At 51.7% G+C, this 15,767-nt stretch carries 14 protein-coding genes; 5 read left to right on the forward strand and 9 right to left on the reverse strand.

All coding sequences use genetic code 11. The features are described 5' to 3' along the window. Positions 1 to 50 precede the first annotated feature (50 nt). The 8 genes from HF324_RS22165 to HF324_RS22200 are packed head-to-tail and all read right to left on the reverse strand — an operon-like array spanning position 51 to position 5,674. A complete protein-coding gene (locus tag HF324_RS22165; RefSeq protein ID WP_168804579.1) occupies positions 51 to 809 on the reverse strand; it encodes a glycosyltransferase family 2 protein in 759 nt (252 codons plus the stop codon). Between the two features lie 10 nt (positions 810 to 819). Beyond that, positions 820 to 1,905 (reverse strand): DegT/DnrJ/EryC1/StrS family aminotransferase, encoded by a 1,086-nt coding sequence (locus HF324_RS22170; protein WP_168804580.1) that lies wholly within the window; start codon positions 1,903 to 1,905, stop codon positions 820 to 822. Then, entirely contained in the window at positions 1,902 to 2,285 is a 384-nt protein-coding gene (locus HF324_RS22175; protein ID WP_168804581.1) for a sugar 3,4-ketoisomerase, read from the reverse strand. The genes HF324_RS22170 and HF324_RS22175 overlap by 4 nt, the downstream gene beginning before the upstream one ends. 9 nt (positions 2,286 to 2,294) lie before the next feature. Beyond that, the gene (locus tag HF324_RS22180; protein ID WP_168860856.1) at positions 2,295 to 3,296 is read right to left on the reverse strand and encodes a glycosyl transferase; all 1,002 of its coding nucleotides are present in this window, start codon (positions 3,294 to 3,296) and stop codon (positions 2,295 to 2,297) included. A gap of 9 nt (positions 3,297 to 3,305) precedes the next feature. Continuing rightward, positions 3,306 to 3,950 (reverse strand): methionine biosynthesis protein MetW, encoded by a 645-nt coding sequence (locus HF324_RS22185; RefSeq protein WP_168860857.1) that lies wholly within the window; start codon positions 3,948 to 3,950, stop codon positions 3,306 to 3,308. 52 nt (positions 3,951 to 4,002) lie between these two features. Further along, entirely contained in the window at positions 4,003 to 4,317 is a 315-nt protein-coding gene (locus HF324_RS22190; protein ID WP_168860858.1) for a hypothetical protein, read from the reverse strand. Between the two features lie 50 nt (positions 4,318 to 4,367). Beyond that, a complete protein-coding gene (locus tag HF324_RS22195) occupies positions 4,368 to 4,910 on the reverse strand; it encodes a glycosyltransferase family protein (RefSeq protein ID WP_168860859.1) in 543 nt (180 codons plus the stop codon). A gap of 5 nt (positions 4,911 to 4,915) precedes the next feature. After that, positions 4,916 to 5,674, reverse strand: a complete 759-nt coding sequence (locus tag HF324_RS22200) for a class I SAM-dependent methyltransferase (protein ID WP_168860860.1) — start codon at positions 5,672 to 5,674, stop codon at positions 4,916 to 4,918. A 196-nt stretch (positions 5,675 to 5,870) separates the two neighbouring features. On the opposite strand from HF324_RS22200, the gene HF324_RS22205 reads away from it, so the two are divergent. Continuing rightward, complete coding sequence (locus tag HF324_RS22205; RefSeq protein ID WP_168860861.1) at positions 5,871 to 7,361, forward strand: lipopolysaccharide biosynthesis protein; 1,491 nt, start codon at positions 5,871 to 5,873, stop codon at positions 7,359 to 7,361. Here the strand turns inward: HF324_RS22205 and HF324_RS22210 are convergent. Then, positions 7,358 to 8,023, reverse strand: coding sequence for a C40 family peptidase (locus HF324_RS22210; RefSeq protein ID WP_168860862.1), 666 nt, complete (start codon positions 8,021 to 8,023; stop codon positions 7,358 to 7,360). The two genes, HF324_RS22205 and HF324_RS22210, sit on opposite strands and share 4 nt — an antisense overlap. A gap of 188 nt (positions 8,024 to 8,211) precedes the next feature. On the opposite strand from HF324_RS22210, the gene dnaE reads away from it, so the two are divergent. The 4 genes from dnaE to mqnE all read left to right on the forward strand — a co-directional run bounded on the left by dnaE (position 8,212) and on the right by mqnE (position 15,762). Further along, positions 8,212 to 11,853, forward strand: coding sequence for a DNA polymerase III subunit alpha (gene dnaE / locus HF324_RS22215; RefSeq protein WP_168860863.1), 3,642 nt, complete (start codon positions 8,212 to 8,214; stop codon positions 11,851 to 11,853). 105 nt (positions 11,854 to 11,958) lie between these two features. Next, positions 11,959 to 12,276, forward strand: a complete 318-nt coding sequence (trxA, locus tag HF324_RS22220) for a thioredoxin (RefSeq protein WP_168804589.1) — start codon at positions 11,959 to 11,961, stop codon at positions 12,274 to 12,276. 163 nt (positions 12,277 to 12,439) lie between these two features. Continuing rightward, entirely contained in the window at positions 12,440 to 14,581 is a 2,142-nt protein-coding gene (locus HF324_RS22225) for a M43 family zinc metalloprotease (protein WP_168804590.1), read from the forward strand. Continuing rightward, positions 14,578 to 15,762, forward strand: coding sequence for an aminofutalosine synthase MqnE (gene mqnE, locus HF324_RS22230; RefSeq protein ID WP_168860864.1), 1,185 nt, complete (start codon positions 14,578 to 14,580; stop codon positions 15,760 to 15,762). Before HF324_RS22225 ends, mqnE begins: the two co-directional genes overlap by 4 nt. Positions 15,763 to 15,767 lie beyond the last annotated feature (5 nt).

Genomic DNA, 15,767 nt, shown 5'->3' on the forward strand with positions numbered 1-15,767 from the left:
CAGACCTGAACGGTCTGCCCTTTGTTATTAAGGTGATCTGCATTATATCATTAATACTTTTTCGAGAATATATATCGCAGCCCGATAAACAGGTGATGCGTGAAATTAGGGATATGCCCGTAATACCGGCTCAATATCTTGTACCGTTCCTTCCACGCCAGCTGCTGCCGTTGCTTGGAAGTACCGCCCACCCTGAATTTTGACACGGTAATATGCGTATTGCAAATATGACGGGAAGCCTTTAATGTTCTGATCATCCAGTCGATGTCTGCACATACTTTATATTGCAGATCGTAGAGCGGGCTCAGCTTCCGGCGTATGATATATGCCTGGTGAGACACCACCATGCCGTGTTTCAGGCTTTTCCAGTTGAGCTGTGCCGGTACTTTATGCGGCGTTTGTTCAGAGCGCAGTCCCAATTCATTGCCGTGCTCGTCGATGAACATCGCTTCTCCGTAATATACGTCTGCATCCGCGCAGCTGTGCATCATTTTCTCAATCACTGTATCCTCCGCAAGGACATCGTCTGCATTGAGGAACAACAGGTATTCGCCGGTGGCCAGCTGCATCCCTTTGTTCATGGCGTCATACAGGCCGTTGTCTTTCTCCGACACCACTTTCGCGATGCGGGAGCGGTAAGGCGCTATCACCTCCATGGTATTATCTTTCGAGGCCCCATCCACGATGATGTACTCGATATGCGGGTAGGTCTGTGCCAGCACGCTTCGGATGGTGCTTTCAATAAACCTGCCTGCATTGTAACATACGGTGATAATGCTGACAACCGGTGATGATCGTTTATCCGTCACTGTTATTTCTTTAGAATTTATTGATCACTTCCACCACTTTCTCTATGTCCGCGGTGGTATGACAGTAAGAACACGGCAGGCTCAGCGTGGTACGGTGTATCTCTTCCGAAATCGGGTAGGAAGCACCTTCGATAATGCCTTTCATGGCTTTCTGGTGATGCGGCGGCAGCGGATAGTGGATATCTGTTTTCACGCCATTGTCCAGCAGGAACTGCTTCAGTTCATCCCGGCGTTCGTGGCGGATATTATAGATATGATAAACATCAAAATAATCCGGGTGTACCACGGGTTTGATGAAATCGCTTTTTAATCCCTGGTGGTAGATGTCTGCCAGCTTGCGTTTATGCTCTGTGATCTGCGCGAGGTATTTGAACTTCACGCTGAGGAAAGCCGCCTGCACTTCATCCAGGCGGGAGTTGTAGCCCACCACCTCATTGTAATATTTTACATCGGAGCCGTAGTTACGCAGCCGGCGGATGGCGGTGGCCAGATCATCGTCGTTGCAGAGGATGGCCCCTGCATCGCCGAGGGCGCCGAGATTTTTGGTCGGATAAAAACTGAACGCCCCGAATTCCCCGAAAGTGCCGGTCAGTTGCCCTTTGAAGGAGGCGGCATGTGACTGGGCGCAGTCTTCGATCAGTACCAGGTTGTGTTTTTCCTTGATGGCCATAATTTTGTCCATCTCGCAGCTTTTACCGTAGAGATGCACCACCATGATAGCGCGGGTGCGGGGCGTGATCGCTGCCGGAATTTTCTCCGGATCGATGTTGTACGTATGGATATCCGGCTCCACCAGCACGGGCTTCAGGCCGCACTGCGCGATAGACAGGATGGTGGCGATGTAGGTATTGGAAGGAACGATCACCTCATCGCCCGGCGCGAAGCTGAACGCACGCAGCGCCAGGATCAGCGCGTCGAGGCCGTTGGCCAGCCCGAGGCAATGTTTTACATGATGATACTGCGCATAGGCGGTTTCAAATTCCTTTACTTTATTGCCCAGTATGTACCAGCCGCTTTCCAGCGTGTCGCTGAAAGCAGCTTTGAATTCGTCGAAGAAAGGCTTGTTCAGCAAGCCGAGGTTTTCATAATCGATCATAACCTGTCAGCGATGTCATAAGGTTCGTAAATATAATCGGCCGGGTCGAAAGGCGTGGATGCCATCACCAGCAATACCGCATCGGGGGTAAAATGGTGCATGGTATGCCAGTCTTCCGGTTCCAGTATCAGGCATTTGTTGGGATGGTCCAGCACAAAGTCGGTCTTTTCTCCTTTACCGTTATTGTTGGATACGATACAACTGCCATGTACACAGATGGCGGCCTGTATGGTATGGTGATGACGGTGGCCCCCTCTTACGGAATCATCCACGCCATAGATATAAAAGATCCTTTTGATGGAAAAAGGGATCTGCTTTTCGATGACGGTAAGGTTCCCCCGTTTATCACTGTGTGTCGTCAGATCAATAATATGTGCCATACTTTGTATTTAAATCCCGGATTCCTTCAGGGGATATATATGATAAACATTTCTCAGTTTGCGCCAGATGGTGACCAGCATAGCTTTCAGCCCGGCCGGCCGGGGCCTGGCCCCATGCGGGTCAAAAGACGGGTCAACCGCCTGTATCTGCCGTTTGCTTTTCTCCAGTTCCAGGATATACGGTTCATAGAACAGTTGCTTAACGGCCGGCGTGATGATACGCCTGCCCAGTTCTATGGTATTATCGGAAAAATACTTCAGGTAATGGAAATGGTAAAATATCGGGGCAAACTCTTTCCCGGTGCTGATCTCGCGGCAGCGTAATTTATCGCCGTTTTTAAACACATCGTATTGCTGGATATTCCACAACGCCAGGCCGCCGCCCAGGTTCTCCATTACCCATACGTTCATGAAACGGGTAGGCCAGTCGTCCAGGTATTTCTGGTCGCCGAACTTACCGTCTTCGTGGCGGTCATAGCACCAGTCGAGGCACGCATTGCGCCACCACTGTAACGCTTCCATGCCCCAGCGGTTGTTGCGGAAGGTGATATACTGCACGCAGTATTTGCCGCTTAACTTGCTTTTATCGTACTGCGGCGTATAACGATGCTCGGTGATCAGCACGGAATGGTTACCCATCTCCTCCATCAGCACGCGGGGATCGTTGTAAAAATACAGGTCCGCATCGATATAGGTACAATGCGGCAGCTGAAACTGTTGAATGCAATAAAGAATGGTGGAAGAGCTACAGGTCCAGCAGTATTCCGCCCGGTTACGGGTAGGCTTCACCTTCAGGAGTTCCGGGTCTTCAAATTCCGCCAGCGAGATCACGGTCAGGTGCGGCAGCGCCATCTTCCGTAATACAGACAGGCATTTGTCGTCGAAAGCAAAAACATACAGGTGAAAATCGGAGCATACGGCCGCCAGTGAAGTGTACATGGCCAGCCCACGGGACAAATAATTACTGTCAAACAGCGTACAATAATATAATGTAGTATCTCTTTCGTTCATAATCAGTTTTTATTCCTTCACCGTTTCCAGGATGACGGTCTTGCGGAACCATCCGGGAAACAGGCCGCCCAGGAGGTCGATCAGCTTAAAGCCGGCCGACACGTACAGCTTCCGTTTCTTTTGCAATCCGCCCACTGCCAGCAACAGCTCATCATAGTCCCGGACAGACAGCTGGTGGATATGGCCGGTATTGTACCAGTGATAGCCAAACAGCATCCGCCTGGGCATCCTGCCGTTGAACAGCATGTCGAAGCGGTTGATAAAGTACGCAAAGTTAGGAAATGAGACGATCTGATAACGGGAAACCCGTTTCATTTCGGCCAATAATTTCTCCGGGTACATCACCATCTGGATCGTCACATTACATACCGCCACGTCAAATTCGTTGTCGCCATACGGCAATGTCTCGTCGATACGCCCGGAGATGACGTCCAGCCCTTTCTGCCGGCAGATCTCCACGCCCGACTCAGAAAGCTCCATGCCTTTGCACTGACATTGCTTTTCCTGCTGCATGGCCTCTATCAGCAAGCCGTTACCACAGCCCAGGTCCAGTACTTTACTTCCTGTCTCCAGTAAACTGATGATCTTACTGTATTCAGGTCTTCTGTTGGCTGGAATACCCGAATAGTCATAATTCCGGTTGTCATTGCGCATGTATGTGGTGTTTTGATCGTCGGACCATTTTGCAATCCCGGGGGCTAAACGGCTATCGCTTTTTGATAAACCGCTTCAGCCGCTGAACGAAGCCCGGTTTGATGGACCTGAAATAGGTTTCAAAGGCGGCCGTGCCTTGTACACTGGCCTCCATGGGTAATTTCTGTAATATCACCGGCGTGGGGGACAACACCACCTCAAAGTTCCCCGTATCGGCCTCATCCATGTGTGTGGCCGATTCATCACCGCCGATGTTCTGTACCAGCGAGCGGGACGGGTACAAAGTCAGCATATTCTTCAAAAAGGCGGACGCATACCAGCGGATAGCCCAGGAGTCGTTCTGGCCGCTGATCTGCTTCCGCAGCATTTTCATGTAATTATAGGTGTCATTAAAATCGAACGCCCTGCCCTCCCCTTTCAGGCGGATGGCATCGTACAGCTTCTGACCGTCCGGCTCAAACTGCTTCCAGGCGCGGGCCCAGGTAGCCCATCCCCAGCAGTCGGCCCCCGGATAAAAAATGTCTCGGGCATTTTCTCCAGTAACGGGTATACATACCCGTGAATAGAAGCCACCTGTGGCTCATCTTCATACAGGTCCAGGCCCTCGTTCATATATTTGAGAAAATAAGGCGACAATACCAGGTCGTCTTCCACGATGATAGCTTTGCCATGCTTTTCAATGACTTCCGTCACGCCGGTGATCACCGATCTGGCCAGCCCGTAGTTCTGTACCCTTTCGGCAATGTGCACGGTGCCGCACCAGTTACGGCTGCGGATCACCTCCCGGGTAGCGGCTATCTGCTGCAATGTCTCTGCAGTAGCACCTTCTTTCGGCCCGTCCGCAAAAACATACAGCTCACTTTCCGCCGCTTCCGGATTGAGCGCCAGGCTTTCCAGGGCTTTCCTGGTGATCTCCGGCCGCTTAAATGCGAAAAATATAATAGGTGCTAATGTTGCCATATCTGCTATTTATAGGATCCTTCGGCAAATCCCTTGCCTACGGGGTAAACACCCGTTACTACCACGCCGGGCAGATGGCTCCAGCGTTCGAGTATATTTAACTCCGCATCCCGCAGCGCATCGTCCAGGAACCAGGTAGCGCCCGGTTTGGCCATGGACTGCAAAGCAGGGACAGTGTTGTACCGGCTGTTATCGCCGCCTGCCGGGCCATCAATGATCAGCCAGTCAAACGGCTCCATAAAAGGCAATGTTGCCAGGCCGCCGAACTGCGCGAAATCGTACCCTTCGTCAGGGCCTGCTACCGGCAGATGGTAAATATGCACGCCCTTTTCCAGCCCCAGGTCCTTCAACCGGCCTTCCAGGCGCAGCTTCTCTTTTGGGTCCTGCTCCAGCGACAGCAAAATGCCGTCGGGACGATACAATGAAAAATATTTGCCAAACATGATCGTGCTCACGCCACAACCACATTCCACGATTACTTTCGGACGTTCTTTTACCAGCCGGCTCCACAACAGCGCCATAGAATCGGCGTCCATCGTCCAGCTTCCCAGCGTAACACCGTCATAAAGTCCTTTCAGCTCCTGCACCGGTATAGCTGCTCCAGGTGTTTTCAACCAGCGGTAAGAAGGGCTCAGGATATTCTCCTTGCCGGAAAAGCGCCGCAGAGAAGCTTTTTTGGCTTCCCAGAAAGACAGCGGATATGGTTTTACAGGCATTTTGCGGTTGGCTAAATACATGTAATTCCTGATAAGGAAATTTATCATGCGTAATTCAGATTTATAAAACGATACAATGCGCTTAACTGTTCCAGCTTGTTATCACAACAAAATAAGCTCATAAATCGCAGAATGCAAAAACTATGAAAAAAATTTACTGTTTGTTGTGCATTAATACACAATTACTGATAAGAACAACCTCCCTGAAAGATTCTTTCTATATTTGCGCTTCATAAAACAGGCAATGGGGATCATCCGAAAACAGAGCTTTTATTCATCTATCTTTATCTATATAGGGTTCGCCTTCGGCGCGGTCAACCTGATCATGCTGATGCCAAAGATTTTCTCCCGCGAGGAAATCGGCCTTACCCGCGTATTGATCGATGTCAGCACGCTCCTGGCCACGGTAGCTTCTCTCGGCGCGGTACCGGTGATCAACAAATTTTTTCCGTTTTATCACGATTACCTGAAGCCGGAAAAAAACGATCTCCCCAAACTCACGCTGATCGTTTCGCTGATCGGTTACGTGCTGTTCATCCTGTTTACAGTTATCTTCAAAGGGCTCATCATCCGTAAATTCAGCGGCAACTCCTCGCTTTTTATCACCTACTTCTACGCCATCTACCCGCTCACCTTTTTCATACTGGCGTATAATATGCTGGAAGGTTTTGCCTGGGGCCTGCACAAAACAATCGCCTCCAATTTCCTGAAAGAAGGAGGTATCCGCATCATTTCCACCGTAATGCTGCTGGTGTTTGCCTTTGCCCATATCAGCTTCACCCAGTATATTAATGTATTCAGCCTGCCTTATGCCGTCGCCGCCATCGCGCTGCTGGTGATCCTGTGGCGCACCGGCCAGCTGAAACTCAGCAGCGGCGGCATCAGCAACGTTACCCGCCGGCTGGGCAAACGTATGTTCATCTTCAGCAGTTACGTGTTTTCTTCCAACGTGTTCACCCTGCTGCGGAAAACCAACGATATCCTCATTATCTCCAGTATCAGCGGCCTTGAACATGCGGGGCTCTTTTCCTACGCTACGTTTGTGATCAGCTTCATGGAAGTGCCGCAACGCAGCATGTACGCCATCACCACGCCTATCCTCGCCACCGCCTGGAAAAACAGGGACATGGCCAAAATACAGGAACTATACACCAAAAGCTCTATCACCCTGTCTATCGCCGGCATCGGCATCTTCGGGGCCATCTGGCTGTCGGTCCACAACCTCGTGCTGTACCTCGGTCCGGGCTGGGACCTGATCGTCAAAATCATCTTCCTCCTGGGCCTCGCCAAAATGATCGACCTGGTAACAGGCATCAACAACCAGATTATCCAGACATCCAACTACTGGCGCTTTGATTTTGTCAGCTCCATCGTGGTGGTGTTTATCTCTTTCTTTTTCAATATATACCTGCAAAGGCGTATCGGCACTATCGGCGCGGCTTATGCAGACCTCATCACCGTGGGGATCTTCAATCTCGCACGTTACCTCTTCATCTGGATCCGTTTCGGCATGCAACCCCTAAGCCTCAAAACGCTGTACGCGCTGCTGCTGGGTGTAGGCGGCGTATTGCTGGTGCAACTGCTGCCATTTATGTTTAACATGTATGCAGACACCATCGTGCGTTCCGTCCTTTTCATGGGACTGTTCGGCGCCGCCGTGATCGGCACGCGGTTGTCGGAAGATGTCAACAACGCCTGGGAAATTATCAAAGGAAAGATAGGACTCCGCTACTAGAGGCGGCCGCCGCCAACGAAATACCGCTTCCAGTAAGGCTCGTTCAGATCGCTGATCATAACGCCGTTGCTGGTGGAAGCGTGTACAAATTTATCGTTATCGAGGTAGATACCTACGTGGGAGATACGTTTGTGATGGATTTTGAAGAACACCAGGTCGCCTTCTCGCAGGTCACGGCCTTTCAGGTGCTGCCTTACCTTGCTGTATAATTCTGCTGAATTGCCGGTCAGCGCAAACTGGAACACGGAACTCACCAGTGTGTTCACGAAACCGGAACAATCAATGCCCTCGCGGGTTTTACCACCCAAACGGTAAGGCGTGCCCCACCATTCTTCTATAAAATTATACAGGTCGAAATTCAACACATTTTCTACCGGCACATCCAGCAGCTGGGCATACTTGAACTGCCAGCTCTGCGCGTTCTCCAGGTTGGCGCTGGCATAGGTAATGTTTTTACCGATGCTCACGCTCTTGGTGCCGCCGGAACTACTGTGCCCGCGCGACGGTGTATTGATATGATCAATGAAAGTAATGCGGCGGGACTCAGACACCGTTGGCGTATGATCACGCTTTGCGGTACTTTTTTTGATGGTAGAACAGGAACCCAATGCCATTGCACAAACCGATAATTTCATCCATAAATGTCCCTTTATACGCATCATAGTGTCTGGTTAAAAAAATTTTGCGCTAAAATACTACAGAAATTACGAATTACGAATTACGAATTACGAATTGGTAGCTGTTTTATAAACCGGTTCGTTATTAACTGCTCCAAAAAACAACCCTCAATTCGTAATTCGTAATTCGTAATTTCTGTCGTACTTTTGACGCCTGACGAAACAGCTTAGAGATGATCTTTTCCCACTTACACGTACACACGCAATTTTCATTACTGGATGGTGCAGCCGATATCAAATCACTGTACAAAAAAGCCATGGCCTCCAATCAGCCGGCACTGGCCATCACCGACCATGGAAATATGTTTGGTGCCTTTCAGTTCGTGGCAGAAGCATATAATAATAAACTGAACCCCGGTGATCCCAAGGATAAAAGACTCAAAGTAAAACCCATCGTTGGCTGTGAGTTCTACCTCGTGGAAAACCGCCACAAACGTGCTTTTACACGCGAAGAAAAGGATATCCGTTATCACCAGGTGTTGCTGGCCAAAGATGACGAAGGTTACCGTAACCTGATCAAACTCTGCTCCCTCGGCTATATGGAGGGGCTCTACGGCAAATACCCGCGTATCGACAAAGAGCTGATATTACAATACCACAAAGGCCTGATCGCCACCACCTGCTGCCTTGGCGCCTCTGTGCCCAAGACCATCCTGCGCAAGGGAGAAGAGGAAGGTGAAAAGGAATTTAAATGGTGGCTCGATATTTTCGGGGACGACTTCTACGTGGAGATGCAGCGCCATGGCATCCCCGAGCAGGACCAGGTCAACCACGTGCTGCTGAAATACGCTGCCAAGTACAACGTAAAAATCATCGCCTCCAACGACTCCCACTATGTGGACCAGGCCGATGCCAACGCACACGACATCCTGCTCTGTATCAACACCGGCGAGAAAAAAAGCACGCCTACCAATAAAGAATTTTCCGATGATGAAGCGGCGCCTAAAAACACCCGCTTCGCTTTCTATAACGATCAGTTCTATTTCAAGACCACGGAGGAAATGACCGCGCTGTTCCATGACCTCCCGCAGGCGATAGACAACACCAACGAGATCGTGGACAAAGTACAGCTGCTGGACCTGAAGCGCGACATCCTGCTGCCCAACTTTCCCATCCCGAAAGAATTCCTTACGCAGGACCAGTACCTACGGCACCTCACCTACGAGGGCGCCCGCACCCGGTACCGGGAAATGACCGCCGACATTGAAGAACGTATCAACTTTGAGCTGCAGGTAATCGAAAACATGGGTTTTGCCGGTTACTTCCTCATCGTATCGGACTTCATCAAAGCTGGGCGTGACCTGGGCGTATTCATCGGCCCCGGCCGTGGTTCCGCCGCCGGCTCTGCCGTGGCCTACTGCATCGGCATCACCAATATCGACCCCATCAAATACAACCTGCTGTTCGAACGTTTCCTTAACCCGGACCGTAAGAGCATGCCCGATATTGATACGGACTTCGACGATGAAGGCCGTCAGAAAGTAATCGACTACGTAGTACAGAAATATGGCCGCAACCAGGTAGCGCAGATCATTACCTACGGTACCATGGCCGCCAAAATGAGTATCAAGGACGTAGCCCGTGTAATGGACCTCCCGCTCGTGGAATCCAACTCACTGGCCAAACTGGTACCGGAAAAACCCGGCATTCAGCTGGACCGTATCTTCAACGCGCCGCTGGAAGGCGAAAAAAGCCTGGCCGACAAGGAAGGCCTCGCCGGGGAAGATATCGAAAACGTAAAACGCCTGCGCGAACTGATCAAAGGCGATGACCTCCAGGGCGAAGTGCTCCGCGAAGCCTGCGTACTGGAAGGGTCTGTACGTAACACCGGTATCCACGCGGCAGGTATCATCATCGCCCCGCAGGACCTGTACGACCTCATTCCGGTATCCACCGCCAAAGACTCAGACCTCCTCGTAACCCAGTTCGAGGGCAGCATCATCGAATCTGCCGGCGTTATCAAGATGGACTTTCTGGGGCTGAAAACCCTGACCATCATCAAAGGCGCACTGGAACTGATCCGTATGAACCACGGCGTGGAAATTGAAATCGACAACATCCCGCTGGACGACGCCAAAACATACGAACTGTACCAGAAAGGCGAAACCAACGCCACGTTCCAGTTCGAGTCGCCCGGCATGCAGAAATATCTCCGTGAACTGAAACCGGACCGTTTCGATGACCTCATCGCAATGAACGCCTTGTACCGCCCGGGCCCGCTCGAGTATATCCCGTCCTTCATCCGCCGTAAACACGGACTGGAGCCGGTAACCTTCGACCTCCCGGACATGGAGGAACACCTGGCGGAAACCTACGGTATCTGCGTATACCAGGAACAGGTAATGTTGCTCAGTCAGAAACTGGCCAACTTCTCCCGCGGCGACGCCGACATTCTCCGTAAAGCGATGGGTAAAAAACAAATCGCCGTACTGAACAAGATGAAGGCCCAGTTCATGGAAGGTTGCGCCACTCACGGATACGACCTGAAAGTATGCGAAAAAGTATGGACCGACTGGGAAGCCTTCGCCTCCTACGCGTTCAACAAATCGCACGCTACCTGCTACGCCTTTGTGGCCTACCAGACAGCCTACCTGAAAGCCCACTACCCTTCCGAATACATGGCGTCTGTACTGAACTGCGCCAGCAACATCGAGAAGATCACCTTCTTCATGGAAGAATGTAAACGCATGGGCATCGACGTATTACCGCCGGATGTGAACGAATCCCTGAAAGGTTTCGCGGTGAACAAACAAGGCCATATCCGTTTCGGCCTGGGCGGCCTGAAAGGCGTGGGCGAAGCTGCCGTGGAAAACCTCCTGGAAGAAAGGAAAAAAGACGGCCCCTTCAAAAATGTGTTCGACTTTATCAAACGCGTGAACCAGCGCGCTGTTAATAAAAAATCACTCGAGGCCCTGATCATGTCCGGCGCTTTCGACTGCTTCCCCGAATTCCACCGGGCGCAATATTTCCACAAGCCCGAAAACGAGCCCATGAACGGCCTCGACAGAATCGTGAAATTCGGTCAGCAGGTATCCGCAGGCTCTTCCAATATCGGCAGCCTCTTCGGCGACGCCGAAATGCCGGACGTGGAACCGCCGAAAATCCCGAACTGCGACCCATGGCCGCTGATCATGAAACTCAACAACGAACGCGACATCACCGGTATCTATATCTCCGGCCACCCGCTGGACGACTACCGTTTTGAGCTGAAGCACTATCATATGAACACGGTGCAGGAACTCGTTGAGTATCAGTCAGAAATAAGCACCCCCGGCAGCAGCGGCGGCCGCTCCCGCGAACGCAACTTCCGGCTGGCGGTATATGTGACCAACGCCCAGGAAAGAATTTCCCGCAACAACCGGCAGTTCGGTATTATGACCATCGAAGACTATTCCGGTAAATTCGAATTTGCCTTGTGGAGCGAAGACTTCATCCGGTTCGCTCCCTACCTCAAGCCCGGCCTCTGCCTGTTCATCAACGGCGGGTTTAAATCAAAGCGCTTTAATGACAACGAATACGAGTTCAAGGTAAACAGCATACAGCTGCTGCAGGAAGTGAAGAAAACTCATACCAAACAGGTGTTTCTCGCCACTTCCCCCAAACACCTGAACCGGGAAACGGTAGACTTCCTCGTGGAGAACGTAAACCGCTTCCCCGGCAGCAGTACCCTGCATATGCAGCTCGTGGACATAGACGATAATATGCAGGTGAAACTGCATACTTTCAACAAAAACATCGAGATGAATGACGAGTTGGCACATTTCCTGCGAAAACAACCGGACCTCGATGTGTACATAGAGATAATCAATAAGTAAGATGTCAAAAAAGCAGTAATTTGCACTCGGTTCAAGTTTTGATCTAATACACCCGTAAACAATCAAAAACAATCATTAATAAACACCTTTAAATTATAATATCTTATGGCTTTAGAATTCACAGATGCGAACTTTCAGACGGAAGTGCTGAATTCCGATAAACTGACTGTAGTTGACTTTTGGGCAGAATGGTGCGGTCCCTGCCGTGCTATCGGTCCGGTTATCGAGGAACTGTCTAAAGACTATGCCGGTAAAGTAAACATCGGTAAAGTGAACGTAGACGTGAACCCGCAGATCTCTATCGACTACGGTATCACCAGCATTCCTGCTATCCTTTTCATCAAAGGTGGCCAGGTAGTTGACAAACAGGTAGGTGCAGTACCTAAGGCTGTTCTGGAGAAAAAAATACAGGCCAACCTGTAATGATATAAACGAAACTGAGTGATGAAGAGGCCCTTCCGTTCGACGGAAGGGCTTTTTTATGTCCTGCCGCCCCCACTGTAGAAAAATTCCGGTTCTGCTCCGTATATTACACCATCATCAAAGCCCGAAAAACCATCTGATTCATCTCTAATAACAACCATCTTTGCGCCACTATTTTATTATCCTGTTTACCTTACTTTACAGCGTGGCCGCCACCGGTCAGCGCAAATGCGGCACCGCCGTTGCCCTGCAGCAGCGCGTGCTCCAACATCCTTCTCTTCAACAAGTGATCGATAACAATGAAAAGAAAATGCAGCTATGGCAGCAGCGCCGCATGATGCGGGTGCAAACCGAGGCCGTGCCGCAAAACGTCACTATCCCCGTGGTGGTCCATATCGTACTGGACAACCCCGACCTCGTCACCGACGCCCAGGTGCTGTCACAGATAGCGGTGCTGAACCAGGACTATAACGCCGCCAACCCAGATATCAGCCAGGTGCCGTCTGTATGGCAGCCGGTCACCGGTAATGCCCGCATCAGTTTCTGCCTGGCGCAGCGTACCCCTGGCGACGAGCCCACCACAGGCATCGTCCGCGTTAAAACCACCGCAGGCCGCAGCTTCGATATCAGCGGCGGCGCCCCCGACGCGAAATACGCGCAATACGGCGGCTCCGACGCCTGGGATACCCGCAAATACCTCAATATCTGGGTTACCCGCCTTTCCGGCAACTACCTCGGCGTGGCCGCCCCTCCCGGCGTAGGCTACCCGGTGGAACAGGAAGGCGTGGTAGTGCTCTACACCGCTTTTGGCACCACCGGCAGCGTAGGCCGCATCTATAACCTGGGCCGCACCACCACGCACGAGATAGGCCATTACTTTGGGCTGAGACATATCTGGGCCGACGACAGCGGCGGCTGCGCCGCAGACGATGGCATCTCCGATACGCCCCCGCAGGGCGATAACACCTACGGGTGCCCCGCTTTTCCCCGGACGGACAACTGCAGCCCTAATTTCCCGGGCATTATGTTCATGAACTATATGGACTATACCGACGATGCCTGCATGCACCTTTTCACCGCCGGGCAGACAGGCCGCATACGCGATGTGCTGGAAAATACCGTCAGCTCCCTGATGTCGTCCAACGGCTGCACCCCTGTGGTGCTGCCGGCAAACGATGCCGCCCTCACCGCCGTCACCGGCGCAGACGGCAAACGCTGTGATAACCGTATTTTGCCGCAGGTGACCCTGCGCAACAAAGGTACCCTCCCCCTTACATCGGTACGTATCCTCTACCGCCTCAATAATGGCGCCCTCGTGAACTACAACTGGCAGGGCAACCTGTCCAGCCTGCAAAGCACCAACGTTCCCCTGCCGGCTTCACAGGTAACAACAGGCGTCTATAACCTCCAGGCCTATACGCAGTCGCCCAACGGCCAACCGGACGCCAATGTGGCCAACGACACCACCACCAGCCGCTTTCACTTCGATGCGGAAGTACAGCTGCCCTTTGAAGAAGGTTTTGAGCAGGACAGCTTCCCGCCGCCGGGATGGGACCTGTACAATCCCGACCGCAGCTTCACCTGGGAGCGCGACCGCAACGTCGGGCATAACAGCCAGGCTTCTGCACTGGTACGCAACAAAGGCTATAATGTCAACGACCAGACAGACGACCTGCTCACCCCCGTGATCGATCCGCAGGGGCATGACTCCATTTTCCTTTTCTTCGACGTAGCCGCAGCCGTGTACTCTAATCCCGATATGACCGGCAACGTCTGGGACACGCTACAGGTGCTGGTCACCAAAGACTGCCGCCAGACTGCGGCCATAGCCTACGCCAAATGGGGCAAAAACCTTATTACCCGGCCTACCCCCGTGTTGGATGAGTTCATCCCTTCCAATAACGAATGGCGCCGGGATTCGGTCGATCTGACAGCCCTGGCGGGAAAAGACAAGTTCCAGGTGGCCTTCCGGAACATTTCAAATGCAGAGAATAACATATATATAGACAATATCCGGATCGTCACCAAAGACATCAACCCGGAGCTGCGCCAGGCCGGCGTACTGGTACATCCCAACCCCACTGACGGACTGGTATGGATCAGCTTTTATGAGCGGCCGGCCGACCTGCAGCAGGTAAACCTGTACAACGCCGCCGGACAGCTGGTTCGTTCCCAGCCAGGCAACGCCATCGGCGCCAACAACCGGATGACCTTTAATTTGGTAAATGAGCCAAATGGTGTTTATTTTGTAAAATTAATTTACAGGAACAGGGCCAACACCATTAAATTAATGAAAGTAAGATGACGATGAGACAAGATTATCCGGCAGTTCAGACACTTCTTCAGCAACCTTCTCTGGATACTGACCTGAAGAACATTGCAGAAAAAATCCTGCGCCAGGAAAGAATTACGCCCGCAGAAGGGCTGACTTTATTTGAGAAAGGCGACGTTGGTTTCTTAGGCGCACTGGCCAACCATGTGCGGGAACGTATGCACGGCGATAAGACTTACTTCAACCGTAATTTTCATATTGAGCCTACCAACGTATGTGTTTTCACCTGTCACTTCTGCTCCTACTCCCGGTTGTATAAAAACCGCGAAGAGGGCTGGGAACTGAGCATCGACCAGATGCTGGATATCGTGAAAAGCTACGACGGCCAGCCTGTTACGGAAGTCCATATTGTAGGCGGCGTACATCCCAAGATGCAGCTGGACTTTTTCGTGGAACTGATCCAAAAAATCAAGGCGCATCGCCCAGATCTCCATATCAAAGGATTTACGGCTGTAGAGCTGGACTATATGTTCCGCAAAGCCAAAGTAAGCGTAGACGAAGGGATGCGCATCCTCAACGAAGCCGGCCTGCAATCCATGCCGGGCGGCGGTGCGGAAATCTTCCATCCCGACGTACGCGCCAAAATATGCCATGACAAAGTAGATGCGGACGGCTGGCTCGCTATTCACCGGGCGGCGCACAACCGCGGCATGGTCACCAACGCCACTATGCTGTACGGCCATATCGAAACCTACGAGCACCGCATTGACCATATGGAACGTTTACGGCAGCTGCAGGACGAAACACACGGCTTCAATACCTTCATCCCGCTGAAGTTCAGGAACAAAGGCAACGACATGTCCGATATTCCGGAATCTTCCATCGTGGAAGACCTGAAGCTGTACGCAGTGGCCCGTTTGTATATGGACAACTTCCCGCATATCAAAGCCTACTGGCCGATGCTGGGAAGAAATACCGCGCAGCTGACGCTTTCCTTCGGGGTAAATGACCTGGACGGTACCATCGACGATACCACCAAGATCTACAGCATGGCCGGCGCGGAGGAACAGAATCCTTCCATGAACACCGCCCAGCTGGCCCACCTGATCAAACAGGCAGGCAGAAGGCCCGTTGAACGCGATACCGTGTACAATGAAATAAAAGATTATACTGACGTGGTTTTCTCTGACGAGGAACTGCTCGTGACTAAATAACATCC

Origin of the sequence: Chitinophaga oryzae, assembly GCF_012516375.2 — a bacterium.
Lineage (GTDB): Bacteria > Bacteroidota > Bacteroidia > Chitinophagales > Chitinophagaceae > Chitinophaga > Chitinophaga oryzae.